At 57.9% G+C, this 26,099-nt stretch carries 22 protein-coding genes; 12 read left to right on the top strand and 10 right to left on the bottom strand.

Annotated elements, in window-relative coordinates; all coding sequences use genetic code 11:
• Positions 1–45 precede the first annotated feature (45 nt).
• The 7 genes from murD to ftsZ all read left to right on the top strand — a co-directional run bounded on the left by murD (position 46) and on the right by ftsZ (position 9,159).
• The gene (gene murD / locus FGZ14_RS09555; RefSeq protein WP_139923674.1) at positions 46–1,407 is read left to right on the top strand and encodes a UDP-N-acetylmuramoyl-L-alanine--D-glutamate ligase; all 1,362 of its coding nucleotides are present in this window, start codon (positions 46–48) and stop codon (positions 1,405–1,407) included.
• A 68-nt stretch (positions 1,408–1,475) separates the two neighbouring features.
• Positions 1,476–2,654 (top strand): FtsW/RodA/SpoVE family cell cycle protein, encoded by a 1,179-nt coding sequence (locus FGZ14_RS09550; RefSeq protein ID WP_139923672.1) that lies wholly within the window; start codon positions 1,476–1,478, stop codon positions 2,652–2,654.
• Between the two features lie 92 nt (positions 2,655–2,746).
• Positions 2,747–3,838 (top strand): undecaprenyldiphospho-muramoylpentapeptide beta-N-acetylglucosaminyltransferase, encoded by a 1,092-nt coding sequence (gene murG / locus FGZ14_RS09545; protein ID WP_139923670.1) that lies wholly within the window; start codon positions 2,747–2,749, stop codon positions 3,836–3,838.
• Positions 3,839–3,866: 28 nt separating this feature from the next.
• On the top strand, positions 3,867–5,309 hold the full coding sequence (gene murC / locus FGZ14_RS09540) for a UDP-N-acetylmuramate--L-alanine ligase (RefSeq protein WP_374221708.1): 1,443 nt from the start codon (positions 3,867–3,869) through the stop codon (positions 5,307–5,309).
• Positions 5,293–6,057 (top strand): cell division protein FtsQ/DivIB, encoded by a 765-nt coding sequence (locus FGZ14_RS09535; RefSeq protein WP_139923668.1) that lies wholly within the window; start codon positions 5,293–5,295, stop codon positions 6,055–6,057. Before murC ends, FGZ14_RS09535 begins: the two co-directional genes overlap by 17 nt.
• Before the next feature lie 85 nt (positions 6,058–6,142).
• Positions 6,143–7,537, top strand: a complete 1,395-nt coding sequence (ftsA, locus tag FGZ14_RS09530) for a cell division protein FtsA (RefSeq protein ID WP_139923666.1) — start codon at positions 6,143–6,145, stop codon at positions 7,535–7,537.
• Between the two features lie 116 nt (positions 7,538–7,653).
• Positions 7,654–9,159, top strand: coding sequence for a cell division protein FtsZ (gene ftsZ, locus FGZ14_RS09525; protein WP_139923664.1), 1,506 nt, complete (start codon positions 7,654–7,656; stop codon positions 9,157–9,159).
• A gap of 103 nt (positions 9,160–9,262) precedes the next feature.
• On the opposite strand, the gene FGZ14_RS09520 is transcribed toward ftsZ, so the two are convergent.
• From FGZ14_RS09520 to FGZ14_RS09490, 7 genes are all read right to left on the bottom strand, one after another.
• Positions 9,263–9,442, bottom strand: a complete 180-nt coding sequence (locus tag FGZ14_RS09520) for a hypothetical protein (RefSeq protein WP_139923662.1) — start codon at positions 9,440–9,442, stop codon at positions 9,263–9,265.
• Positions 9,443–9,484: 42 nt separating this feature from the next.
• Complete coding sequence (locus FGZ14_RS09515; protein WP_180754576.1) at positions 9,485–10,585, bottom strand: acyltransferase; 1,101 nt, start codon at positions 10,583–10,585, stop codon at positions 9,485–9,487.
• 56 nt (positions 10,586–10,641) lie between these two features.
• On the bottom strand, positions 10,642–11,778 hold the full coding sequence (locus FGZ14_RS09510; RefSeq protein ID WP_139923657.1) for a cytochrome-c peroxidase: 1,137 nt from the start codon (positions 11,776–11,778) through the stop codon (positions 10,642–10,644).
• Between the two features lie 121 nt (positions 11,779–11,899).
• Positions 11,900–12,427: an NADPH-dependent FMN reductase gene (locus tag FGZ14_RS09505; protein ID WP_139923655.1), complete on the bottom strand. Its 528-nt coding sequence runs from the start codon at positions 12,425–12,427 to the stop codon at positions 11,900–11,902.
• Positions 12,428–12,567: 140 nt separating this feature from the next.
• On the bottom strand, positions 12,568–13,323 hold the full coding sequence (locus FGZ14_RS09500; RefSeq protein ID WP_139926076.1) for a succinate dehydrogenase/fumarate reductase iron-sulfur subunit: 756 nt from the start codon (positions 13,321–13,323) through the stop codon (positions 12,568–12,570).
• 124 nt (positions 13,324–13,447) lie between these two features.
• Complete coding sequence (locus FGZ14_RS09495; RefSeq protein WP_139923653.1) at positions 13,448–15,382, bottom strand: fumarate reductase/succinate dehydrogenase flavoprotein subunit; 1,935 nt, start codon at positions 15,380–15,382, stop codon at positions 13,448–13,450.
• Positions 15,383–15,401: 19 nt separating this feature from the next.
• Entirely contained in the window at positions 15,402–16,076 is a 675-nt protein-coding gene (locus FGZ14_RS09490) for a succinate dehydrogenase cytochrome b subunit (protein WP_139923651.1), read from the bottom strand.
• Positions 16,077–16,310: 234 nt separating this feature from the next.
• Here FGZ14_RS09490 and FGZ14_RS09485 point away from each other — a divergent pair, with 234 nt between their 5' ends.
• The 3 genes from FGZ14_RS09485 to fabD all read left to right on the top strand — a co-directional run bounded on the left by FGZ14_RS09485 (position 16,311) and on the right by fabD (position 20,635).
• Positions 16,311–19,202, top strand: coding sequence for a gliding motility-associated C-terminal domain-containing protein (locus FGZ14_RS09485; protein ID WP_139923649.1), 2,892 nt, complete (start codon positions 16,311–16,313; stop codon positions 19,200–19,202).
• A gap of 76 nt (positions 19,203–19,278) precedes the next feature.
• Positions 19,279–19,614, top strand: coding sequence for a hypothetical protein (locus tag FGZ14_RS09480; RefSeq protein WP_139923647.1), 336 nt, complete (start codon positions 19,279–19,281; stop codon positions 19,612–19,614).
• Between the two features lie 133 nt (positions 19,615–19,747).
• The gene (gene fabD, locus FGZ14_RS09475; RefSeq protein ID WP_139923645.1) at positions 19,748–20,635 is read left to right on the top strand and encodes an ACP S-malonyltransferase; all 888 of its coding nucleotides are present in this window, start codon (positions 19,748–19,750) and stop codon (positions 20,633–20,635) included.
• A gap of 108 nt (positions 20,636–20,743) precedes the next feature.
• On the opposite strand, the gene folK is transcribed toward fabD, so the two are convergent.
• Positions 20,744–21,763 carry a 2-amino-4-hydroxy-6-hydroxymethyldihydropteridine diphosphokinase gene (gene folK, locus FGZ14_RS22245; protein ID WP_139923643.1) on the bottom strand — a complete coding sequence of 340 codons (1,020 nt, stop codon included), beginning with the start codon at positions 21,761–21,763 and terminating at the stop codon, positions 20,744–20,746.
• A 4-nt stretch (positions 21,764–21,767) separates the two neighbouring features.
• On the bottom strand, positions 21,768–22,640 hold the full coding sequence (locus tag FGZ14_RS09465; protein WP_139923641.1) for a S9 family peptidase: 873 nt from the start codon (positions 22,638–22,640) through the stop codon (positions 21,768–21,770).
• 343 nt (positions 22,641–22,983) lie between these two features.
• Here FGZ14_RS09465 and FGZ14_RS09460 point away from each other — a divergent pair, with 343 nt between their 5' ends.
• Positions 22,984–23,964: a polyprenyl synthetase family protein gene (locus FGZ14_RS09460; RefSeq protein WP_139923639.1), complete on the top strand. Its 981-nt coding sequence runs from the start codon at positions 22,984–22,986 to the stop codon at positions 23,962–23,964.
• Positions 23,965–24,076: 112 nt separating this feature from the next.
• Here FGZ14_RS09460 and FGZ14_RS09455 read toward each other — a convergent pair whose 3' ends face one another.
• On the bottom strand, positions 24,077–24,385 hold the full coding sequence (locus tag FGZ14_RS09455) for a hypothetical protein (protein WP_139923637.1): 309 nt from the start codon (positions 24,383–24,385) through the stop codon (positions 24,077–24,079).
• Positions 24,386–24,556: 171 nt separating this feature from the next.
• On the opposite strand from FGZ14_RS09455, the gene FGZ14_RS09450 reads away from it, so the two are divergent.
• Positions 24,557–25,960, top strand: coding sequence for a cytochrome P450 (locus FGZ14_RS09450; protein WP_139923636.1), 1,404 nt, complete (start codon positions 24,557–24,559; stop codon positions 25,958–25,960).
• The last annotated feature ends 139 nt before the right edge of the window (positions 25,961–26,099 follow it).

Below are 26,099 nucleotides of genomic sequence, written 5' to 3'. Positions count from 1 at the left end.
CGACAACACTGCGCCCTCTGCGGGCTACCTACACCAGAACAACTTATGCACTACGTCATTCTAGGAGCCGCGGAAAGTGGGGTAGGGGCTGCGCTACTGGCGCAGGCCAAAGGCCACACCGTGTTCGTTTCGGATAAAAGCCCGATTCAGGAGCGTTACAAAGAGAAGCTGACGCGGGCTGGTATTCCCTTCGAGGAAAATCAGCACACGATGGAGGAAGTCCTGAAGGCTGATGAGGTGGTAAAGAGCCCCGGCATTCCAGAAAAGGCCCCGGTTATTCAGGCTCTGCGCACCCAGAACACGCCTATCATCTCGGAAATCGAACTGGCCGGGCGCTACACCCAGGCGAAGTGCATCTGCATTACCGGTACCAACGGCAAAACCACTACCACCCTGCTCACCTACCACCTCCTGAAGGAAGCAGGCATGAATGTGGGCCTGGCCGGCAACGTAGGTTACTCCCTGGCCGAGCAGATTCTGGAAGACAAGCATGAGTACTACGTAGTAGAGCTCAGCTCCTTCCAACTCGACGATACCTACGAGTTCCAGCCTTGGGTTTCGGTGCTGCTCAACATCACTCCCGACCACCTCGACCGGTACGGTTACTCTCTGGAAAGCTACGCCCAGGCCAAGCTGCGCATTACGCAAACCCAGGACAGCGAACAGTACTTCATCTACAACGCCGACGACGAGACGATTCAGCGCTACTTCCCGGCCGCGCTGCGCCCGGTGATTCAGCTGCCGTTTAGTCTGCACCGCCGTCCCGATTTTCAGCTGGCCGGCTACTACACCCACGAAGATTGCCTCTGCACTAATCTTGTACCCGGCATGGGGCTGGATGGGGAAGAGGTAAGCGTGGCTAACTCGCCGCTGATTGGGCAGCACAACCGCCAAAACATGCTGGCGGCCGTGCTGTGCGCTCGTATTGCCGGGCTCTCGGCCGAGCAGATTGAAGCCGGTCTGGCCACCTTCCGCAACGCCGACCACCGCCTGCAGGCCGTGGGGGAAATAGGTGGCGCTACCTTCATCAACGACAGCAAGGCCACCAACGTGGAAGCCGCCTGGTACGCCCTCGATGGCATCCGGCAGCCCATCATCTGGATTGCCGGCGGCACCGATAAAGGCAACGACTACTCGACCCTGATTCCGCTGGCCCAGTCAAAGGTGAAAGCCCTGATTTGCTTAGGCGTGGATAACGAAAAGCTGAAAGCCAATTTCAGTGGCGTAGTGCCTTATTTGGAAGAAACGCAAAGCGTGACCGAGGCGGTGCGCCGCGCCGCCGAGCTTGCTGCCCCCGGCGACGTGGTGCTGCTCTCACCCGCCTGCGCCTCCTTCGACCTGTTCAGGAACTACGAGGACCGGGGCCGGCAATTTGCCGCCGCCGTGGCAGAGTTGCAGAACGGCTAATCTGCCGGGGCGCTGCCGAATAGCTTGTCCATACACTCATCACTTCACCATTTCACTATTTCAACGCCATGGAACCCATTACCAACTGGCTGCGGCAAAATCTGAAGGGTGACCCCGTGCTCTGGGGTATCGTGCTGCTGTTTTCGTTTATTTCCATTGCGGTGGTGTACTCTGCTACGGGTACGCTGGCTTACAAGAAGATGGGCGGCAACACGGAGTACTTCCTGTTCAAGCATACCAGCCTGATCTTCGTGGGCCTGTTTTTTATGTGGCTGGCTCACCGCATTGACTACCGCTACTACTCGCGGCTCTCGCTCTACGCGCTACTTCTTTCAGTGCCTCTGCTCATCTTCACCTTTGTGATGGGAGGTGAAGTAAACGGCGCTTCACGCTGGCTGACCATTCCAGTTATCAACCAAACTTTTCAGCCCTCTGACTTAGCCAAGCTAGCTTTGATTTCGCATCTAGCTTCCATGCTCAGCCGTCGTCAGCAGCATGTGGAAGATTTCAAGAATACTCTGTTGCCCGTAATAATATGGGTAGGCGTGATTTGTGGTCTTATTATTCTGTCTAATGCTTCCACGGCGTTGTTGCTATTTGCTACCTGCCTGCTGCTAATGTTCATTGGCCGCGTGCCTATCAAGCATATGCTGCTGACTGTAGTAATTGTGATGAGCTTGGGCGGTGTAGCGCTAACGGTAGGGCAGCGTTGGGGCACAGTGAAAGCCCGTCTTGAAACTTTCTTCGACAAAAGCAAGCCGGTGCCCTTCCAGTTGGAGCACGCCTACATTGCCGAAGCCACGGGCGGCCTGTTCGGCAAAGGCCCCGGCAAGAGCACCGAGCGCAACATCATGCCTCACCCGTACTCCGACTTTATCTACGCCATCATCATTGAGGAGTATGGCCTGTTCGGGGGGGTAGTGGTCTTGTTTCTCTATCTGGCCTTCCTGTACCGGGGGTTGAAAACGGTCATTAATAGTTACGGTGCCTTTGGAGGACTACTCTCGGCGGGGCTTAGTTTTAGTCTGGTGCTGCAGGCCATGGTAAACATGGGCGTGGCCGTAGGGCTGGGCCCGATTACGGGTCTGCCGCTACCCCTGCTGAGTATGGGTGGCACCTCCCTCATTTTCACCGGTATCAGCATCGGGATTATTCTGGCCGTAAGCCGGGGCGAGCGGGAAATCCGGCCCATGGTGGGCGAGCCCGAAGACACGGCCCGAATTCCGCGGGTATCGCAGTACGCGTAGAGCGGTTTTCGTTATTCGTTTTTCGTTGCTCGGGTTGTGAGTGCCCGAGGACGCTAGACGAGCAACGAAAATCAAGAAACGAATAACAGAATATGAAATTCATCATCAGCGGCGGCGGCACAGGCGGGCACATTTTCCCGGCGGTAGCCATTGCCAATGAAATACGCCGCCGCCACCCCGAGGCGGAAATCCTGTTTGTGGGCGCCAACGGCCGCATGGAGATGACGCGCGTGCCGGAAGCAGGCTATGATATTGTGGGTCTTGATATTACGGGGCTGCAGCGCACCCTCACGCCCCAGAACCTGTTGTTCCCCATCCGGGTGATGCGCGCCGTGCGCAAGGCTGGCAAGCTTATAGAGAAGTTTCGGCCCGACGCTGTGGTAGGGGTAGGGGGGTACGCCTCCGCCCCGGTGCTGCTGGCCGCTACCTCGCGCGGTATTCCTTCCCTGATTCAGGAGCAGAATTCCTACGCCGGTCTCGTGAATAAACTACTGGCCAAGCGGGTTCAGCGCATCTGCGTGGCCTACGAGGGCATGGAGAAGTTCTTTCCCGCCGACCGCCTCATCCTGACCGGCAACCCTGTGCGCACCGAAATTGCCGATGGGCAGCGCGCTGAGGCCCTGGAGTTTTTCGGGCTGGATGCCGGCCGGCCGGTTTTGCTGGTAATTGGGGGTAGCCTGGGTGCTCGCACGCTCAACCAGGCCACGGCCGCTGCCCTGCCGCGCCTGCGCGAAGCAGGGGTACAGCTGCTCTGGCAAACGGGCAAAGCGTACTACCCCCAGGCGCAAGAGCAAGCCGCGCCGTTTGCGGCTAACAACCTGCAGGCTCTGGAGTTTGTGCGCCGCATGGACCTGGCCTACGCCGCTGCGGATGTGGTGGTTAGTCGGGCCGGGGCACTATCGGTGTCGGAGCTCTGCCTCACGGGTAAGCCCAGCATCCTGGTGCCCTCGCCCAACGTAGCCGAAGACCATCAGACCAAGAACGCCCTGGCCCTCACCCGCAAAGACGCTGCTCTGCTGGTGCGCGACGAGGCCGCTGCCGCTACCCTCTATGATGAGGCCCTGGCTTTGCTTGCCAACCCGGCCCGGCAGCAGGAGCTGGCTGCCCACATCCGGCAGCTGGCCCGGCCCCAGGCCACGGCTACCATCGTTGATGAGCTGGAGAAGCTCATGCCAACTTCCTAACTGCCTCCTCTCTTAATTGCTTCTGACGTTGAATCCTGTAGCGGCTTTTCCTCACGTATTTTTCCTCGGTATCGGCGGCATTGGCATGTCGGCCCTGGCGCGCTGGTTTAAGGCCAACGGGCACTCTGTCAGTGGCTACGACAAAACGCCTACCCCCCTCACGGAGGCCCTGAGCGCCGAAGGCATAGCCGTGCACTACGAGGACGCCGTGGCCAATATTCCGACCGAGGTACGCGAGAATCGGACCCAAACCCTCGTGGTTCTCACGCCCGCTATTCCCCAGGGCCACCAGGAGTGGGCCTGGCTGCGAGAGCAGGGCTACGATATTCGCAAGCGCAGCCAGGTGCTGGGCCTGCTGACCCAGGGCCGCCCAACCATTGCCGTAGCCGGTACCCACGGCAAAACCACCACCAGCAGCATGGTAGCGCACCTGCTGCATCATGCAGGCGTACCCTGCGCGGCCTTCCTGGGCGGTATTGCCGTAAATCTGGGCTCCAACCTGCTGCTGCCCCCAGCTTCAGCCCCAGCCGCTACCACCCCCGTAGTGGTAGAAGCCGACGAGTACGACCGTAGCTTTCTGACCTTGTTCCCGACCGTGGCTATTGTTACCAGCACGGACGCCGACCACCTCGATATCTATGGGCACAAGGAGGCTCTGGTAGAGTCGTTCCGGCAGTTTGTGGGCCAGATTCAGCCGGGCGGAACCCTCATCATCAACCATACCGCCGACCCCAGTGTGGCCGCCGCCGCGCCCGAAGGGGTGCAGGTCATCCGTTACGGCCTCTCACCGGAGCAGGGCCCGGAGCTCTACGCCGATGCCATTACCGCCGAGGGGCACCGGTTCCGATTTGCCTTACACGGGCCGCAGGGAACGGTAGAGAGCCTGGAACTGGCGGTGCCCGGCTACCATAACGTGGAAAATATGCTGGCCGCCGCCTGCGTAGCCCAGCTTCATGGTCTCAGCCCGCAGCAGCTGCAATCGGCCGTAGCCGCTTACCGGGGGGTAAAGCGCCGCTTCGAGTTTATCCTCACGGCCGGTACGCCCGCCGTACCCAAGGTATATGTAGATGATTATGCCCACCATCCACGCGAAATAGAGGCCTTTCTCCGTTCCCTGCGGGCCTTGTATCCGGGCCGGCAGCTGCGGGTAATCTTCCAGCCCCATCTATTCAGCCGCACCCGCGACTTTGCGCCGGGATTCGCTGAAAGCCTGAGCCTTGCCGATGAGGTGGTGCTGCTCGATATCTATCCGGCGCGGGAGCTGCCTATGCCGGGCGTGACGTCGGAATTGATTTTGTCCCAAATAATGACCCCCCTGAAGTCGTTGCAGTCCAAAGAAGAAATTTTGCGGAATGCCGAAACCAATCCCAATTTTGACGTATTAGCCACGGTTGGGGCCGGAGACATCGACCAGTTGGTGCCTAGATTAAAGAATATTTTGAATCTTCGCTGGAATGGAGTTGAAGCGTAAAGCCAATAACTTACTGTTTGCCACGGGCTGCCTGGTGCTGCTGGTTGCACTAGGCGCCTTTGCCGCCGTGCGCCAGGCTACCCGGCCGGTGAACGGGGTTATTGTGTCCATCAGCAACGAGTTTAATAACTTCTTTATCAGCGAGCGGGAAGTGACCAGTCTGCTCACCCGCCACGGCGAGGACCGCTTGGAAGGTGCTTCCCCCGCCGACGTGGACCTGAAAGACCTGGAAGCCCGCCTAAAGGCGCACAGCTTCGTGAACGAAGCGCAGGTGTACCGCGACTTGGCCGGTAACCTGCACGCCGACGTGCGCCAGAACCGGCCCATCGCCCGCCTGGTGCACAGCGATACCCGGCGGGACAGTTACCTTGACGCCGATGGCCGCCGCTTACCCCTGTCGCCGCTGTTTACGGCCCGCGTGGTACCCATCTCCCGGCTTGGGGGGCACCCGCTGCCGGCCAGCTTTTTTCAGGACAGCACCGGCCAGCGTTACCTGGAGTTTTTGCGCTACATTGACGAGAAGCCTTTCTGGCGCGCGCAGGTAGCCGAAGTATTTATCGAGCCTAACGGTAAGCTTTCTTTCACCCAGCAGGTAGGCAATCAACGTATCGAATTTGGCTTTCCTGAGAATATTTCGGAAAAATTTGCGAAACTGATGGTATTTTACCGTCAAATTCCCCCTGTTCTCGGCTGGGACACCTATCACCGGGTTAATGTCGAGTTCAAAGACCAGATAATCTGCGAATAAAACTATCGGCCTAAAGCACTACCTTATAGCGCATTAGGTTACCCTCTTCCTGCAACCAACCGCAACTCTCTCGCCCCTCCCTTTCATGCAACACGATAAGATTGTAGTCGGCCTCGACATTGGCACCACCAAAATCTGCGCTCTGGTAGGGCGTAAGAATGAGTTTGGCAAGCTCGAAATTTTGGGCATGGGCAAAGCCGTGTCGGAGGGAGTTGTGCGCGGTATCGTATCCAACATCGATAAAACGGTGGACGCCATCCGGAAAGCTATCCGGCAGGCCGAGGAGCAGTCGGGCATCAACATTGGGGTAGTAAACGTGGGCATTGCCGGGCAGCACATCAAGAGCCTGCAGCACAACGGCAGCATCACGCGCACTTCGACCGACAACGAAATCACGCTGGGTGATGTAAACCGCCTCACCAACGATATGTACCGGCTGGTAACTCCGCCCGGCTCCGAAATCATCCATGTAATGCCCCAGGACTACAAGGTGGATTACGAGGAAGGTATTCTGGACCCGGTGGGTATGTCAGGAGTGCGTCTGGAGGGCAACTTCCACATTATCACAGCGCAAAGCACGGCCATCAACAATATTAACAAGTGCGTTACCAAGGCCGGGCTGGAAATCGACAACCTGATTCTGGAGCCGCTGGCTTCCAGTATGTCGGTGCTTTCGGACGAGGAAAAGGAGGCCGGTGTCGCCCTGATTGACATTGGGGGTGGCACGACGGACCTGGCTATCTTCAAAGACGGCATCATCCGGCATGCGGCCGTGCTGCCTTTCGGTGGCAACATTATCACCTCCGATATCAAGCAGGGCTGCCTGGTAATGCAAAACCAGGCCGAGCAGCTGAAAGTGAAGTTTGGCAAGGCCATAGCTGAGGAAGCCTCGGAATACGAAATCGTGAGCATTCCGGGCCTGCGTGACCGGGCACCTAAAGAAATTTCCCTCAAGAATCTGGCTTACATTATTGAGGCCCGGATGGAGGAAATCATTGAGCTGGTGTACGCTGAAATTCAGCGTCTGGGCTTCCATGACAAGCTGGCGGCCGGCATCGTCCTGACGGGTGGCGGCTCGCAGCTCCAGAACTTGGTGCAGCTCACGGAGTACGTAACCGGTATGGACACCCGTATCGGCTACCCCAATGAGCACCTGGGCAAAAGCAAGATCGAAGCCGTAAAGTCGCCGATGTATGCCACCACAGTGGGGTTGGTATTGGCCGGCTACCGCTCCATCGACGACCGGATGGCCCAGCGCAGCTACGACGAGCCCGAGCAGAATTACTACCGTACCGCCCCCGAAGTGCGGCCTACCCCCGCGCCGGCACCCCAGCCGGCGGCACCACAGGCGCAGCCTCAGCAGGCCACGCAACCAGCACCCGAAGCGCCCAAAAAATCGGGCCCCGGCGACTTTTTCCAGAAGATCATCAGCCGCACCAAAGGGCTGCTGATTGATGACTTCGACGACAAACAGTATTAATGTCAATTAAGAATTGTGAATTAAAAATTAAAAATGAGCACAGGTTTTGAATGTGCGGCAGGCGGGTTGCGCTCAATTTTTAATTCTCAATTTTTAATTTTTAATTGACTCACCACATGAATTTTACTTTCGATATTCCGGCACAGTCTAGGTCCATCATCAAGGTGATTGGCGTGGGGGGCGGCGGCTCCAACGCCGTGAACCACATGTTCAGCCAAGGCATCAAGGACGTAGAATTTGTCATCTGCAACACCGATAAGCAGGCACTGGCATCTTCCACGGTGCCCAACCGCCTGCAGATTGGGGCCGACCTGACTGAGGGCCTCGGAGCCGGCGCCAACCCGGAGCGGGGGAAGCAGGCGGCCATTGAGAGCCGCGAGCAAATTCGGGAGCTGCTCAGCAACGGCACCAAAATGGTGTTTATCACGGCTGGCATGGGCGGTGGTACCGGCACCGGTGCGGCGCCGGTTATTGCTAAGGTGGCCAAAGAGCTGGGTATCCTTACCGTAGGTATCGTGACGGCCCCCTTCATGTTTGAAGGCAAGAAAAAGCGTCAGCAGGCGGAGCACGGCATCAAGGAGCTGAGCGACAACTGCGACACCGTACTGGTAATTCTTAACGATAAGCTGCGCGAGATTTACGGCAACCTGCCCATCCGCTCGGCCTTCGCCAAAGCCGACAACGTGCTGAGCACAGCGGCCAAATCTATTGCCGAAATTATTACGGTTACGGCCGACGTGAACGTGGACTTTGAAGACGTGAAAACCGTCATGAAAGACTCGGGCGCGGCCGTGATGGGTAGCAGCATTACGGAAGGTGAAAACCGCGCCCAGCGCGCTGCCGAAGAGGCCCTGGCCTCACCGTTGCTTAACAACACCGATATTCACGGAGCTCAGAAAATTCTGCTCAGTATCATGTCGGGCGACCAGGCCGAGCTGGAAATGGATGAACTCACGGAAATCACGGAGTACATTCAGGACAAAGCCGGCCAGAACGCCGAAGTGATTTTCGGGCACGGTATCGACCCCACGCTGGGTCAGAGCATTCGGGTAACGGTAATTGCTACCGGCTTTGCCCGCGACGCGCACAACATCACCAACGTGGTGGCCCGTAGCAGTGAGCCTGATAACAGCTTGGCCACAACCCAGCCCGACCCGCAGATCAACATCTTTGATAAGGACCGCCAGGATGCTCCGGTAGTGCCCACCTTTGGGGCGCCGGTGCCCGCAGCCCCGGAAGCCCAGCCAGTGAAGTACGATTTGGAGGCTTCTCCGGCCCCAGCCGCCTACGTACCCCCGGTGGTTTCGGCTCCCTCCGCGCCCTCGCTGGAGCCTGTGCTATTCCAACAGCAAGGAGCTCAGCCGGCCGTAACACACCATACGCTCCCGCGACCTTCCCTGGATGCGCGGGCCGAAGAGCGCCGCCAGCGCCTGCAGGCCCTGAGCAACGGGCTCACCAACGACGCCATTAAGGACCAGCTGGAAACCCCGGCCTACCTGCGGCGCCAGGTGAAGCTGGAGAATGTGGTGCCGTCTTCGGAGCAGAACATCAGCCGTTTCAACCTGTCAGATGATAACGAGCTGCTAGGCGACAACCGCTTCCTGCACGATAACGTGGACTAACGAACCTCATCAGCTTGGCGCTGACTGATTTTCAGTCATACAGCCGGCACGTAAAACCCACACAGCTTCTCCCTGACTAGAGAGAGGAGCTGTGTGGGTTTTTTTAGGGTCTGGGGGCCAGGGAGTCAGCTGGTACGGCAGTCGAATCAGCCGGAACGAAGGCTGGAGCTGCCAGCTCCCGATCGGGGTTGAGCATGCGGCCGCGGTGAGAATGGGGGGTGAGCGTGCAGGCCGTGACCAGCAGCGCGCAACAGAGGAAGCCAGCTAGGCGGTGAGGCAGCATAGAAAGAAGAGAAATGGACAGGTACAGGTTTTCGTGAAGACCTTAGGCAACCGCAACCGACGGCCGCAGCCACCGGTTAAGCGGCTCCTCAATGGCATAGTGCAGCCCAATGGCCAGCAGATTAAGTAATACGAACAATAAGCCGTTGTGCGGGGTCAGATGAAGCGCCAGCCAGTCGCGCACGGAGCCTAGATGAATCAAATAAAAGGCATAGGAGCTTTTGCCCAGGAGTTGGAGCAGCCGCGTTGATAGCAGGCGACGCAGCCAGGTAGCCTCGGTCAGTAAACCGGCAAAGAGCATCATAATTCCTCCTGGCAGAACTACGTTGTTAAGTGCTATACCGAAAGCATGCTCCTGCCCATAGGTGTAGCCACCCTTTGTCCAGACCATACCGCCCACAGCGGCTATCATCAGGCCAATGCCCAATAAGGTGAGCAGAGCAGGCCGCCAATGGTGCCGAAGTCGGCCCTGCTGGTACCACCGGGCCAGTTGCATGCCGGCGTAGAACTCAAAGCACCTACCGAATATAGAGAACAGCAGCATAAGCCGGAAAGAGCCAAGCAAACCATACAAACGGGCACTCACCGGGCTCAGCGCCAGCACCAGCAGAATTCCTACCCCCAGCAAGGCAAAGGGCTGAACCCACAGCGACACGCGCCGGCGTAGCAGCCAAAACGCTACGGGAGCCAGCAGATAGAAGCTTTCCTCCACGGTCAGGGACCAGGCCTGCGCAATACCAGCATACTTGGCATCGGAGAAAAAGGCCTGGGTGAGCGTAAGGCTGAGGAAAAAGTGGTGGGGTAGAAAGTGATTGGCCCGCCAGAAAGCATAGTACGTGGCCAAACAAAGCAGCAGGTACAGCGGATAGATGCGGGCAAGCCGCCGACCCATGTAGCGCCGCCACTGCACTGGCTGCTGCCCGTAGCGAAGCGTGATCAGAAAGCCGCTTAGGACAAAGAAAATTGGGACGCCGACGTGAAACTCCAGAACCCAAGCCTGCAGCCGCGGCCACTCGGGGTTGTTGCGGAACGGGTTAAAGTGGTGCAGAAACACCAGGTACGCGGCCAGCGCCCTTACCCCGGTAAAAGCAGGCAGATAGGTCTGGGCAATAGCCGGGGTAGGAAGAGTAGCAGAAGTGGCCACGTAGCAAAAGCGAATACATGCCAAACCTACTGCTTTCCGGCATACTGAAAGTGCCGCTAGGGTTTAAACGGGTCAGAAACCCGCTGATCCGTAATAAACGTGGAGTCGGTCAGGGTTTTCAGGAACGCAATCAGCTGGGCTTTTTCAGTAGGAGTGAGGTCCAGATGCGTACCGCCCGGCGTGTTGGACAGCAACACATTCGGATCTACCCCGGGACTGTTGGTCTGAACGTGCTCATTATAATGGTCCAGCACTTGTTCCAGCGTTTGAAAGCGGCCATCGTGCATGTAAGGGGCCGTCAGGGCAATGTTGCGAAGGGTAGGAGCCCGGAATTTGCCCCGGTCGGCACTCTGCCCCGTCACGCCGGCCCGGCCGATATCGGCGAAGGCTACATCCAGGCCATTGTTGAAGAAGTCCGGGGAACTGAACAGGCCATCCTCGCTGGTGTGGCAGTGGTGACAGGTGCCCCCCCGAATAAACAGGCCGCTAACCTCGCTGGGGTGGTTAATAAACAAGCCGGCGCCGGCCCGCTCCGCCGCCGTCAGGGAGCCTTCCTTGCGCAGATACTTATCGTAGCGGGAGTTAGCTGAAATCAAGGTACGCTCGAACTGGGCCAGCGCCTTCAATACCATGGTTTCGCTGATAGTGGAGCTGCCGAAGGCTTTCTGGAAAAGAGGCGGGTAGAGGTCGGTTTGCTGCAGCTTCCGCACACCATCGGCAAGCGACTGATGCATTTCCAACGGATTTTCAATGGGCAGCCGGGCCTGCTGCTCCAGGCTGGTAGCCGCACCATCCCAGTTCAGGTTCTTTTCCCACAGCACATTGGCCAGAGACATGGTACCGCGCGGGTGCGGCTGACCTGCTACCCCCACTGCCCGGGCCAACCCGTCGGTGAAGGCCTTGCTTTGCTGATGGCAGCTACCGCAGGACTGCGTTCCTGTACGGGAGAGCCGAACCTCATAAAACAGCTTTCGGCCCAGCTCTACTCCCTCTACCGTGAGCGGGTTGTCGCTCGGAATGCCCACCTTTTGCGGCAGGTTGGTCGGTAATACCAGTGTGTAGGGCGTGGCTGGGGTAGGGCTTTCGTCGGTTTCGTCTGTGCCCGTGGGGCTGCAGGCAACCAGCAGGCAACCAAGCAACCCCACGGCAGGCGCTAACCACTGCGTAAAGCGGATGCCCGAAAAAGAAACCATAGGCGCGGCGCGTAAGCAGATACCTCAAGATACCACTTTCGGTCTGAACACAGGCTTCGGACAGGTAGATTCCGGTGCCTTCATCAGGGTTTGGGCTGACACCGAGGGGTAGGGCGTAAGCTTAGAACGCCAGTAAGGCTTCAACCTGTTCGCGCAGAAGCTGCTGGTACAGGGGCTCCGTAATCAGGCCCTCGGCGGTCAGAAACTTATCAATGAAAGGCAAACGTACTCGTTGGGGCAGAACCGCGGTGCCCAGGTACATAAGCACATCGGTAAGGTGATTGAGGGGCAGAATGCCACCCTGACTTCCGCTACTTAAGCCTACTAGTGCGGCCTTCTTCCCCCGGATTCCACCGGGATAAGGCAGGCCATCGATAAAGGCTTTCAGCACCCCGGGAAAAGAGCAATTATACTCAGGCACTACGAAAACCAGCTTTTCCGCGCTTTCGGCCAGCGCCACCAAGCGGTTAAACTCGTCGTGACGGCCGGTGTTGCCGTACAGGGCGGAGGTAGTGAAATCTTGAGGAAGCTCCGTCAGATCCAGCAGCTGGGAGGCTACCCCGTGTTGGGCCAGCAACTGGGCGTAAAAGTCGGCTACGCGCCGGGCGCGCGAATTGGGCCGGTTAGTGCCGGCAATAATGGTTATCATCAATGGAAAGATAAATGATGAAGCGACCCGAGCCCTGCCGCGCCGCAGGTGGTGGCAGGGCTCGGGTCGGGAAAGCAACAAAAAAGCGAAACGGATTTCCGTTTCGCTTTTTTGGAGTCCTGCCGTAATAACCGGAAACCTTAAGCCAGGTTATTCGAAGTTGCTTTGGCCGACAGGAATTCGCGGTTCAGGATGGCAATATTCTCCAGAGAGATGCCTACCGGGCACTCAGCGGCGCAGGAGCCAATGTTGGAGCAGGCGCCGAAGCCTTCCTTGTCCATCTGAGCTACCATATTTTCTACCCGCGACTTACGCTCAACGTGGCCCTGGGGCAGGAGCGCCAGCTGCGACACCTTGGCCGATACGAACAGCATGGCCGAGGAATTTTTGCAGGAAGCTACGCAGGCACCGCAGGCAATGCAGGTCGCGGCTTCGAAAGCGCGGTCGGCAATGTCCTTGGGAATCGGAATTTCGTTGGCATCGGGGGTACCACCGGTGTTTACCGAGATGTAGCCACCAGCTTGAATAATCCGGTCGAAGGCAGAGCGGTCCACGCTCAGGTCCTTGTTTACCGGAAAGGCAGAGGAGCGCCAGGGTTCAATGGTGATGGTGTCACCATCATTGAACTTGCGCATGTGCAGCTGGCAGGTAGTGGTTCCCGGCTCAGGGCCGTGGGCGCGGCCGTTGATGAACAGGTTGCACGAACCGCAGATGCCTTCACGGCAGTCGTGGTCAAAGGCAACCGGCTCTTCACCCTGGCGCAGCAAATCTTCGTTCAGTACGTCCAGCATTTCCAGGAACGACATATCAGGCGAAATGTCTTTTACCTGGTAATCCACGATAGCGCCTTGAGCGTTGCGGTTTTTCTGCCGCCACACTTTCAGCGTGAGGTTCATGGGTTTGGCATTGGGGTTACTTCCAGCCATTTTATTTCAAGAGTATGGAGTAGTAAGTATTAGGTAGTGAGCGGTTGAAGCAGCCTGCAGGGGTAGGGAAATACCACCCCTGCAGACAGACCCACTACTTGTAGCTGCGTTGGGTGAGCTTCACGTTCTCGAAACGCAAATCTTCCTTATGAAGTGCCGAAGCCCGGTTATCACCGGTGTATTCCCAAGCCGCTACATACGTAAAGTTCTCATCGTCGCGCAGGGCTTCGCCCTCGGGCGTCTGGTATTCCTCGCGGAAGTGGCCGCCGCAGCTTTCGTTGCGGTGGTAGGCATCGTCCACCATCAGCTCACCCAACTCGAGGAAGTCGGCTACGCGGCCGGCTTTTTCCAGAGCCTGGTTCATTTCGGCCTCGGTTCCTACCAGTTTCAGGTCGCTCCAGAATTCCCGGCGCAGCTTCTGAATCTCAGCTTTGGCATGCTGCAGACCCTCGGCGTTGCGGGCCATGCCGCAGAACTCCCACATGATGTGGCCCAGGGCCTTGTGGAAATCGTCGGGAGTGCGGGTACCATTGATGCTCATCAGCTTCTGTACGCGGGCGCGTACTTCTGCTTCGGCCTCTTTGAAGGCGGGGTGCTCGGTGGTGACCGGTTTGGGCGGGGTCTGGGCCAGGTAGTCCCCGATGGTGTAGGGAATCACGAAGTAGCCGTCAGCCAAGCCCTGCATCAGAGCCGAAGCCCCCAGGCGGTTGGCGCCGTGGTCAGAGAAGTTGCACTCGCCGGTAGCGTACAGGCCGGGTACCGTGGTTTGCAGGTTGTAATCTACCCAGAGGCCACCCATGGTGTAGTGTACGGCCGGGTAGATGCGCATGGGCTGCTCGTAAGGATTCTCGCCGGTAATCTTGGCGTACATATCGAACAGGTTGCCGTACTTCTGGCTTACCCAGTCGGCGCCGTTGCGCTTGATAGCGTCGGCAAAGTCGAGATATACGGCTAGACCCGAGCTGCCTACCCCACGACCTTCATCGCACATCATCTTGGCGTTGCGCGAAGCCACGTCGCGCGGTACCAGGTTACCGAAAGCGGGATACTTGCGCTCCAGGAAGTAGTCGCGGTCCTCTTCCTTGATGTCATTTACCCGGATTTCGCCCTTGCGCAAGCGCTCTGCCGTTTCTTTGGAGGCAGGCACCCATACGCGGCCGTCGTTACGCAGCGACTCCGACATCAGCGTCAGCTTCGACTGGTAGTCGCCGGATACAGGAATGCAGGTGGGGTGAATCTGAGTGAAGCAGGGGTTAGCGAAGTAGGCGCCTTTTTTGTGGGCCCGCCAAGCGGCCGTAGCGTTGCTGTACTTGGCGTTGGTGCTCAGGTAGAACACGTTGCCGTAGCCGCCGGTAGCCAGTACTACGGCGTGGGCCGCGTGCTGCTCAATTTCGCCGGTAATCAGGTTGCGGGTGATGATACCCCGAGCCTGACCGTCCACGATAACCACATCCAGCATTTCGGTGCGGGTGTAGAGCTTCACTTTGCCGTAGGCTACCTGACGCGAAAGGGCCGAGTAAGCACCCAGCAACAGCTGCTGGCCGGTTTGGCCACGGGCGTAGAACGTGCGGCTTACCTGAGCACCCCCGAAGGAGCGGTTAGCCAGCAGTCCGCCGTATTCGCGGGCAAAGGGTACACCCTGGGCCACGCATTGGTCGATGATGTTGACCGATACCTGAGCCAAGCGGTACACGTTAGCCTCGCGGGCGCGGTAGTCACCACCTTTAATTGTATCGTAGAACAGGCGGTACACCGAGTCACCGTCGTTCTGGTAGTTTTTAGCGGCATTGATACCCCCCTGCGCGGCAATAGAGTGCGCCCGGCGCGGAGAATCGTGGTAGGTAAAGGCTTTTACGTTGTAGCCCAGCTCAGCCAAAGAGGCTGCGGCCGAAGCACCAGCCAAGCCGGTGCCTACTACAATGACGTCGTATTTCCGCTTGTTGGCGGGGTTTACGAGCTTAACGTTGAATTTATGCTTGTCCCACTTTTCGGCCAACGGGCCTTCGGGAATTTTGGAATCCGGAAACATCGGCAGTCGAGTTTAGGACTTATTTGAAAAAGTAGAAGTAGATCGGCATGGCGGCGAAAGCGGCGCACACAACAATCGAGAAGCCGTAACCAATAAACTTGATGGCCGGCGTGTACTTGCGGTGGGTCAGGCCCAGCGTCTGGAAGGCGCTGCTGAAGCCGTGCAGCAAGTGGTAGAGCAGGGCTACCTGGCCTACCACGTAGAGCAATACATACAGCGGATTTTTGAAGGCCGCAAGTACCAGGGCGTAAGCATCTTCGTTGCCGTTGGCATCGCGCGGTACATCGGTAAAGCGCAGGGAGCCGAAGAAATTGTAGAGGTGCACGATCAGGAAGAACAGCACGATGCTGCCCAACAGAGCCATGCTGCGCGAGTGCCAGGAGCTGTTTTGCTCAATGTGGTCAGACACGTAGCGCTGGTTGCCCCGGGCGGCGCGGTTTTTAGCGGCCAGGGCCAAGCCCTCGTAAATGTGAAAGCCAAAGCCCAGAACCAGCACAATTTCCAAGGTGCGGATCAGCGGGTTGTGGCCCATAAACTCAGAATAGGCGTTGAACGCCACGCCATTGTCGGCCTTAAACAGCTGCAGGTTTCCTACCAGGTGTACCACCAGGAAGGAGCAGAGAAACAGGCCTGTAACGGCCATAATAATCTTACGGCCGATGCTACTGGAAAAGGTTTTTGTAATCCAACTCATAGAGAGCTACTGAAGGGGTGTGGGTAGGTCAGTTGTAACGGTCAAAGGTAGGCTCCAACCTAGTAGGAAACAATCTGAATAAGGCTTTCACGTTAGAGTGAATCTATAGCTGGTCAACTCCGTTAGTACCTTGCGGTAACTACTTAACCTAAATGCAAGGGCTTTTGTTAGGTTCTAGCTAGGTTTTTACTGAACTTCCCTGCCTTCCTTTCCGCCTATCAATACCCTGACTCTATGAATCTTCCGCTACTGAACCGCCCGGTACGGCTTTGGCTGGCCGGGCTCCTATTGCTAGTAGCCTGGTTGGGTACGCCTTCCTCTGCCGATGCCACCCACCTGCGGGCCGGCGACATCCAGGCTAAGACGGATACTACCCTGCCCGTTGCCAACCGGAATCCGCGCAGAATCTTCTTCAAGATGATTCTCTATACCAGCGTTACTACTACTGGCGGGCAGCTTGCGGCGGACGAGCCGGAGGTTACTATCTTCTTCGGGGATAACACCAATTCAGGTTTAGGGGCAATTAAGCGGGTTAAAAAGACGCTGATTGCCCCGAACGTGTATCGGAATGTGTACTATTTCGAGCATACGTACAACGCCCCCGGGAATTACTTGGTCAGTTACTTGAGCGTGAACCGGGTAGCTGGGGTGCAGAATTTGACTAATTCAGTAAACGAGTCCTTTTACATCTCGACGCGCATTATTCTTGATCCTATTCTAAAGGAAAACCGCTCGCCTGTGCTACTGGCCCCGGCCATCGACCAGGCCAGCCGCCGGCAGGTGTTTCTGCACAACCCGGCCGCGTATGATGCCGATGGCGACTCGCTGGTTTTCCTGCGGCGGGAAAGCCAGCAGGCAGGTAGCCCCGAAACACTGGTAAGGTCTAATTCCAACCCCCGTCCTACTAATGCTTCCGGTTTCCGCTTCCCTGATGATGGGTTTTTCCGGGCTATACAGGTACCCTATGCAGGTCCGCCCGTGGGGGTGCCAAATGACCCTGCCATCTACCAGCAGGACATTAATACCGGGCAGATTGTGTGGAACTCGCCGGAGGTGGTTGGTGAGTACAATGTGGCTATGGTGGTGCAGGAGTGGCGCCGTATTCCGGGGGCGCCGCCTCGCCTAATGGGGGAGGTAGTCCGGGATATGCAGATTACCGTAACCCCAAGCAATAACCTGCGCCCTACCCTGGTAGTGCCGCCCGATTTGTGCGTGGTTGCCGGTACCCCAATTCCGCCGGTGGTAGTAACGGCCACCGACCCGGAGAACAACCGCATTACCCTGGAAGCCTACGGCGGCATGATTCCGCCGGCTACGTTCGTGCAAAACTCGCAGGGGCCGCCCACCGCCCGTGGCACGTTTAACTGGACGCCCACCTGCGACGACATCCGCTCCGATCCGCATCAGGTTTTGTTCAAAGCCACCGACCAGCCGGCAACCGGGCTTACTCCTCTCATTGACGAGCGGCCGCTGCGCATCACCGTGGTAGGGCCGCCCCCCCAGAACCTGCGGGTAACCCCCGTGGGTAACAACGCCCGCCTCGACTGGGATAACTACCTGTGCCAGAATCCGGGCGCCGAGATTCGGGTGTACCGGCGGGAAAACGAAAGCGGCTGGACGCCGGGCCCCTGCGAAACGGGTATTCCGGCCTCGCGGGGCTACACCCGGATTGGCACCATCAACGTAGGTAGCCGTACTTTCCTCGACGACAACAACGGCCGGGGATTGGAGCGGGGCAAAAACTACTGCTACCGCATTTACGTGGAGTTTGCCCGGCCTGCCGGGGGCGCCAGCATTGCCTCCAACGAGGCCTGCGTGAAAGTAACCGGCCGCTCGGCCCGCCTGACCCACGTAACCGTGGACCGCACGAGCACCTCCGACGGCCAGATTACGGTGCGCTGGAACAAGCCGGCTCCAACGGCATCGTTCAACGCGCCGGCTGGCTACCTCCTGTACCGGGCAGTGGGGCAGAACCCAGCGGCCGGCAGCTACACCCGCATCAATCAGGCATTTGGCCTGAATGACACTACTTGGGTAGATACCGGCCTGAATACCACTGAAAACGCCTATTCGTACCGGTTGGTGTTTTTCCGGGCCGCTACTGCCAATGCCTCCGATACCACCCGCATCCGGGAACGGCCAGCCCCGGCTTCCAGCGTGCGCATTGAGGCTACCCCGAATCCGCTGACCAACAGTGTGGGGCTGACCTGGACGTACAATGTGCCCTGGGACAACTCGCGGCGGCCTACTACCATTTACCGGCGCCTGCAAAACGGCACGTTCGCGCCCGTTGGGAAGGTAACAGGCACTGCAATAGGTGGCACGTTCACCGACCAGGGCACTACGGCCCGGCCGCTGGTGAAGGGTGAAACCTACTGCTACTACGTGAAAACGAATGGCACCTATGACATCTCCCTGCCAGATTCGTTGATCAACCTAAGTCAGGAGCAATGCGTGTCGCTGCTACCCATTCCGTGCACCCCCATCCTGACGCTCAAGCCCACGAACTGCGACAGTCTGGCCAGCCGACTCTTCGATCTGCCGGCTACCACGCCCGCTACCGGGGAAATCTATAACAACTACCTGAGCTGGACGCTGAGCAACCAGCCCACCGCTGATTGCAGCCGCGACATTGTTACCTACATCATTTACTACGCCCCCTCCAACAACGAGCCGCTGAAGGAGCTGGCTCGCGTACCTGGCACCCAGACTACGTACGTGCACCAGGGCCTGCGTAGCGCTGCCGGTTGCTACGCCGTGCAGGCCGTAGATGCTAACCGGGCCGTGAGTGCGCTGAGCAACACGGAGTGTAAGGATAACTGCCTGCTGTTCCTCCTGCCCAACATCTTCACCCCGAATGGCGACGGCAAGAATGATACGTTCCGGCCTAAGGTGTTCAGTCCCATTGAGCGAACGGTAGTGAGGATTTACAACCGTTGGGGCACCAAGGTGTACGAAAGCGACCGGGACCCGCTCATCAACTGGAGTGGCGGCAATGTAGGCGCCGAATCGGGCTCCGGCACCCGCGTTTCGGAAGGCATGTACTTCTACCAGGCCGAGGTAGAGTTTAAGGATGCCAACCGTACCAAGCGCACGTTCAAAGGCTGGGTACAGATTAACCGCTAAACTTCGCTTATCCTGAAAAGGCGGCCAGACTCCAAAGTCTGGCCGCCTTTTTAATGCACTATGCTTTCTTTGAAGCATGAACCGACTCACTCCCCTTGTTGCGCTGCTGTTTGTGGCAGCCTGCACCTCTACCAATTCTGACTCTACTACCCCGCCGGCTGCCACTGAGCCTAACAGTACTACCAGCGCCGCGGCTACTACCGAGGCCCAGGCCACAGCCCTGGCCAGCCGCTACTTTCGCACCCAGCCCGATTCGGCTGTGTATCAGCTGCAGACCTTAACGGTGGTGGACGCCGGCACCAGCTGGCAGGTGCTGGTGAAACGTTCTGATAGGGTAGGAATAAAGCCTGATAACGCGGCCGTGAACGTAGATAAGCAAACCGGTGAGGTCAGCCGGGTAATGGTGAAGTAGCCGCTGGAGGCTTGATGCTCGGGGCAGCCTTTGGGCATTCGGGCCGATTTGTGCAGCTTGCGTCCTTGTTTTTTCCACCCTTGCGCAGCCTGCCGCCGAAAGGCAGTTGGGCTGCTGTATTTCTTCTGAACTGATGAAAGCAGTTATTTTTCCCGGTCAGGGTAGCCAGTTCAGCGGCATGGGCCGCGACCTGTACGAGCAGCACCCCGAGGCCAAGCGCCTGATGGACCAGGCCAACGAAATCCTGGGCTTTTCCCTCACGGACGTGATGTTCAGTGGTTCCGACGAGGACCTGCGTCGCACTGACGTAACTCAGCCCGCCATCTTCCTGCATTCAGTAGCTCTGGCTGCTGTGATGCCCGATCTGAACCCGGCTATGGTGGCCGGCCACTCCCTGGGCGAGTTTTCGGCGCTGGTAGCCGCCAAGGTGCTCAAGTTTGAAGACGCCCTGCGCCTGGTAGCCCAGCGTGCCCAGGCTATGCAAGCCGCCTGCCAGGAGCAACCCGGCACCATGGCCGCCATCCTCGGCCTCGACGACGATACCACGGCCCGCATCTGCCAGGAAATTAGTGCGGGTGGCAATGTGGTGGTGGCTGCTAACTATAACTGCCCCGGCCAACTGGTCGTGTCGGGTTCCCAGCGCGGCATTGAACTGGCCTGCGAGCAGCTAAAAGCTGCCGGCGCCAAGCGCGCCCTACCCCTGCCGGTGGGCGGAGCCTTCCACTCGCCCCTGATGCAGTCGGCGGAAGCGGCCCTGGCTCAGGCCATTGCAAGCACTACCTTCTCGGCAGGCATTTGCCCGGTGTACCAGAACGTGGATGCCGCCCCTCACACCGACCCCGACGAAATCCGGGAAAACCTGGTGCGCCAGCTCACCGCTCCCGTCCGCTGGACCCAGAGCGTGCAGCGCATGGTAGCCGACGGCGCTACCGAGTTGGTAGAGTGTGGCCCCGGCAAAGTTCTCCAAGGCTTGGTGAAGAAAATTGCCCCAGAAGCGGCAGTCAGTTCGGCAGCCGTTTAGGTTAAATTCACCAGCAAACAAAAAGGCTCGTTAGTTTTTGCTAACGGGCCTTTTTTATTTTGAAATAGTGCTTCTATTTATGTGTGACTGAAGATGATTATTCATTAGTCAAAGCTCAATTAATTCTTCAAACTTCAAAGCTTCTTTCTCATCTTCGAAAACAAGGATCATTTCGTCGTTTGATGAGTATTTGAAATTGCCGTCATTACCTGGGTATATCTCTGCACAGTAAAGAAACAGGTTCTTATTTTCAAATTCTATTGTAAGCTTGAAGGGGAGTTCTAAATTACTTCTGCTCGAAATCCGGACACTTACAATCTTACTATTAATGACTAATATTCTTTCATCAGCTCCTGACTCTTTAGTGGTTTCTGTCCAAAAAGTATCGTAGCCTGCAGAAGTCGTAGAAGTATAAACTTTTAAACGCTGGTCAAGAGTTACAAACGTTGCAGAGCCTGCGTAATGAAATTTGAGAGGGATTTCAGATGAATTAAAAGTTGGGTTAGTGTCTATATGTAAAATTACCTTATGTAGATAGTTGTTGAGTAATGCGTTACTGAATAATCTGATGTTATTCGTATAACTTATCTCTTCTGTATTCCTAATATTAGATATATGAGCAGGTGCATCTGAATTTGATCCTCGTGTTTTTAATGGTATTACTTCCAACATATCTGTACACTCCGCCAATAATTTTACTACCGTCTTTCCTAACCCTGGATGCATGACATCAGCTGCAATTTCAGCTATTGGTACCAAAGCAAAACGGCGCTCCGGCAGGCGCGGGTGAGGTAGGGTCAGGCGCTCCGTGTTGAGAACAAGGTCATCATAGAGCAGAATGTCCACGTCGAGGGTGCGGGCGCCCCAGCGAACCAGCCGCTCCCGGCCGGCGCGCTGCTCAGTGGCCTGACAGGTTTCCAGCAGTTGGAGGGGTAGGAGAGGAGTCTGCACACAGATGGCCTGGTTCAGGAAAGCCGGCTGATCCTCAAGACCCCAGGCGGCGGTTTCGTAGCGTGCCGAGGAGGCTACCACGGTGCCGGCGGTGGCATTCAGGTGGTCTATAGCCTCACGCAGAATCGTAGTTCGGTCGCCGAGGTTGGAGCCGAGGAGGAGGTAGGCGGTGGGCATGAGACTACAGAACGCGGCTCAGGAACTCCATCGTAACCTCCGCCGCGGTCAGGGCCTGAGCGGGCAACTCCGGGGAAGGCCACGGGTGACCACCCCCGAAATTGTGCGTAACTCCCGGCAGGATGGCCAACTCGGCTTCGGGCTTCCAGGATTTTAGCTCGTGGGCGCGCTGCACAGGTACGGTTTCGTCCTGGTCGCCGTGCAGAATCAGCAGGGGCTGCCGGAGCTTGCGGCGCACATTGTGCGGAATGTCCAGCCGCAGCCGGTTCTGGTGGTAGTCCTCCACAATCTGGAAGTAAAGCGGAAGCTGCTGCTTGGTGCGGCTGTTTTCCACGTAGTACACGCCCTGCTGTTGCCAGTGCTGCATCAGCTCCTCGGTCCAGCCGGGATTCACATTGTTAATGGCGGCCCAGGTAACCACGGCCTTCACGCGAGTGTCTTCGGCGGCTTTCAGCAGCACCAGGCCGCCGCCTCGGCTGTGGCCGATGAGGGCTAGGCGCGTCAGGTCCATTTCGGCGCGGGGCAGTTGGGTTTCGCCAGTCTGGTGGAGGTAGTCGAGTAGGGTGCCGATGTCGTTCAGCTCCAGGGAGAAGTTGTTGCGCCCAAAGGCTTCCAGGTCCTCCAGGTCGCCGGTGCCATCCACTACCAGGCCATTATGCGAGAGGTTAAGCTTCACGAACACTACCCCCTGGCTGGCAAACCAATCGGCCAATACGTTAAAATGGCCCCAGTCTTTGAACCCCTTGAACCCGTGCACGAACACCACCACCGGCTTGGGCTGGCCGGTAGGCACATACCGCATATCGGCCGCGAACGGGCGGGTGTGGTGGGCGCTGCTGAGCTGGAAATCGAGGCGGAGGGGCTGAGGCAGTGGCATGGGGGCGAAGGTAAGGGGTGAAATGGTGAGATAGTGAGCTGACGAGTCTGATGCGCTGGCGGGGTGGTTCCAGCTGTCTTACCCCTCTCAACGCCACAAACCCATTCTGCCCACCATTGTTATCCTGAGCCGGTGCACTTACTCTCCCGAATGAATACCCTACCCCTGAAAGGTCGCAAACCTCGGCCGTGTGAACGGCAAGGTTCCTCTATTTGCCCGGCGCTGCCCCAAGGAGCGAAAGGTGCCGTTCCTCGTTCTGAGCTTCGCGGCCCGTATCTCACCGTCTCTCTAACTCACTATTTCACCTTTTTCCGCGTATCATTGCAGCGCTCAAAATACCCGCATGACCGTAACGCTGGACCAGATACAGGCGCCCATCGCCGCCGAGATGGAGGAGTTCGAGAAGAAATTCCGCCAGTCCATGCAAACGCGGCAGCTCCTGCTCGATAAAATCATGGGGTACATTGTGAAGCGCAAGGGCAAGCAGATCCGGCCCATGTTTGTGTTCTTCACGGCTAAAATCAGCGGCGGCGACCCGCTGCCGGAAGCCTCGTTCCGGGGCGCGGCCCTGATTGAGCTGCTGCACACGGCCACCCTGGTGCACGACGACGTAGTGGACGAATCGAACTACCGGCGCGGGTTCTTCTCCATCAATGCCCTCTGGAAAAACAAGATTGCCGTGCTCGTGGGCGACTACCTGCTGAGCAAAGGCCTGCTCCTGAGCCTGGAAAACAACGACTACGAGCTGCTCAAAATCGTGAGCAACGCGGTAAAGGAGCTGAGCGAAGGCGAACTGCTGCAGATTGAAAAAGCCCGCCGCCTCGACATTACCGAGGACGTGTACTTCGACATCATCCGGCAGAAAACAGCTTCCCTGATTGCTTCCTGCTGCGCGGTAGGGGCGGCTTCAGCCGGGGCCGATGCGAAAACTATTGAGCGCGCCCGCCTTTTCGGCGAAAAGGTGGGTATGGCCTTCCAGATCAAGGACGACCTGTTCGATTACGGCACGGCCGAAATCGGGAAGCCGCTGGGCATTGATATCAAGGAGAAGAAGATGACCCTACCCCTCATCTACGCCCTTCAGCAGGCCGACTGGCTAACCAAGCGCCGCGTCATTTATAACGTGAAAAACAACGACGGCCGCAAGGACCGGGTGCAGCAGGTGATTGAGTACGTGAAAACCTCCGGGGGCCTGGAGTACGCCATTAAAGTGATGGAACGCTACCGCGACGAAGCTCTGGAAATCCTGCGCACTTTCCCGGCTTCGGCCTCGCGCACTTCCCTGGAGCAGCTCATTAACTATACTATCGAGCGGGAGAAGTAAGCCGTACATCATTCAGGAATTTACTTAACACGAAAAAGGCTCGCCGAATGGCGAGCCTTTTTCGTGTTGAAGCATCAGGTAACCGGAGTTACTTCAGCTGCTTATAAGTGGCTTAGTGTTCAGGCTCGGCAATCTGGTAGGAAACGCTGTCCGGCGCTACTTCCGATACCTCAAAATGTACCCCATCAAAGGTGCTTTTCACGGTGATTTCGTGGGTCATGTCGCAGCCGGGGCACTTAATTTCTTCCGTTTCAAACTGGCCGTCGTCTTCCATGGAGTTGGCCAGATGGTCGGGGGCGGGCACGCCGATCAGGTCGGTAAACACTTCGGTGTGGCACTCGTTGCATTCGAATTTGAGGCCTACGGTACGGCCTTGCAGTTCATCGAGCGGGGCGGGGGTATTTTTCTGTTGAATCCACATAAGGAGCCGAGAGTTTGGTTGTTGGAGAAAGTTCGGGAGGCCACAGGGGCTAGTAGGCTGTACGCGCGAACGGTGGCTTGGGGTTGTGCTAAGGGGTAGGAGAGTGCAGCTCGCCGGCCCGGTGGCCTCGTTTTTGTTTTATCTTGGAAAGCATTACTGCGCTATTTCCGTATGCCTACCCCCTTGTTACCTGCTATAGAGGCGCCGACGGCGCCTTTTCCGTGGGTGCCCCGCTGGCGCACCCTGCTTACCTCGCTGGCCATGGCCCGCGACCCTATCGGCAACCTTAACCGCGCCCACGCTGCCCACGGCGACACGGTGGGGCTGCACCTGGGCGGCATCCGGCCGTGCTACGTCACCCGCGACCCGGCCCTGGTACAGCATATTCTCCGTCAACACCACCGCCGCTACCTCAAGTCGGACCTCACGCACGGCCTGATCCGCTACATCGGGCGGGGGCTACTCACCAACGAGGGGCCCGACTGGCTACGGCAGCGCCGCCTGATTCAGCCGGCCTTCCACCGCCAGCGCCTGGCCGGCCTTACCCGTCTGATGCAAGCCGCCGCCGAGGAGTGGACCCAGGAGCTGCAAGCCCGCACGGCCACCGGTCCGGCCCTGGTCGATATTCATGAGGCCATGACGCGGGTAGCGTTCCGGATTATTGCGCAGGCCACCTTTGGCACCAGCATGAGCGACGCGGAGCGCGACCGGCTGTCGGATATCCTGACCCAGATTCAGGCTTTTTACGTGCGCACCATCCGGCAGCCCTACCTCCGGCCCTGGCTGCAAGGCACCGGCAGCTACCGCCGCCACGAGGCCCTGAGCCGAGAGCTACGCGAGCTGGTCCGGACCTACATCCGCAAGCGTCAGCGGGCCGGTACCAGCCCCGCCACTCCTCATAACGACCTGCTGCAAATGCTGCTGGATGTGCGCTACGAGGACACTGGCGAGCCTATGATGGAAGAACAGCTGGTAGATGAAGCCAACATCCTGTTACTGGCCGGCCACGAAACCTCAGCCAACGCCTTAAGCTGGCTGTTTTATTTGTTGGCTGAGCACCCCGAGGCCGCTGCCCAGATTCGGCAGGAGCGGGCGGCAGCTGGCCTGGCCCATCGGGCCCCGGAGTTCGAGGAGCTAGCCCGCCTGCCATACTCCATGCAAGTGATTCAGGAAACCATGCGGCTCTACCCCCCGGCCTGGATTCTGGACCGCGTAGCTTTGGAAGACGATGAGTTTCAGGGGCACCCGTTTCCGAAGGGCACGCTCTTTTCACTTTACATTTACGGGCTGCACCGCCACCCTACGCTGTGGCCCGCCCCCAATGCGTTTCGGCCTGAGCGGTTTGCTCCGGGTGCCCAGCCGCCGGTGCCGGCCTACGCCTACCTGCCTTTCGGGGGCGGACCGCGTCTGTGCATCGGCAACCACTTTGCCCTGGCTGAAATTCAGTTGGTACTGCTGGAAACGCTCCGGCACTTCACCGTCGCGCCCATCACGAAGGAGGAGGTAGTACCCGTGCCCTTGGTAACGTTGCGGCCCCAGGAAGGAGTAGTGCTGCAGTTTGAGCGGCTAGCGTAGCCGAAATAGCTGTCATCCTGAGTGCAGCGAAGGACCTTGTCACGCTAGAACAAATCGTTATTACGACTCGTGCTGACGTGATAAGGTCCTTCGCTATACTCAGGATGACAGCTATTTTTCACTCAATCCTCACTGCAGG

This window comes from Hymenobacter sp. DG01 (assembly GCF_006352025.1).
Lineage (GTDB): Bacteria > Bacteroidota > Bacteroidia > Cytophagales > Hymenobacteraceae > Hymenobacter.
This window is presented reverse-complemented; position numbering and strand designations above follow the sequence as displayed.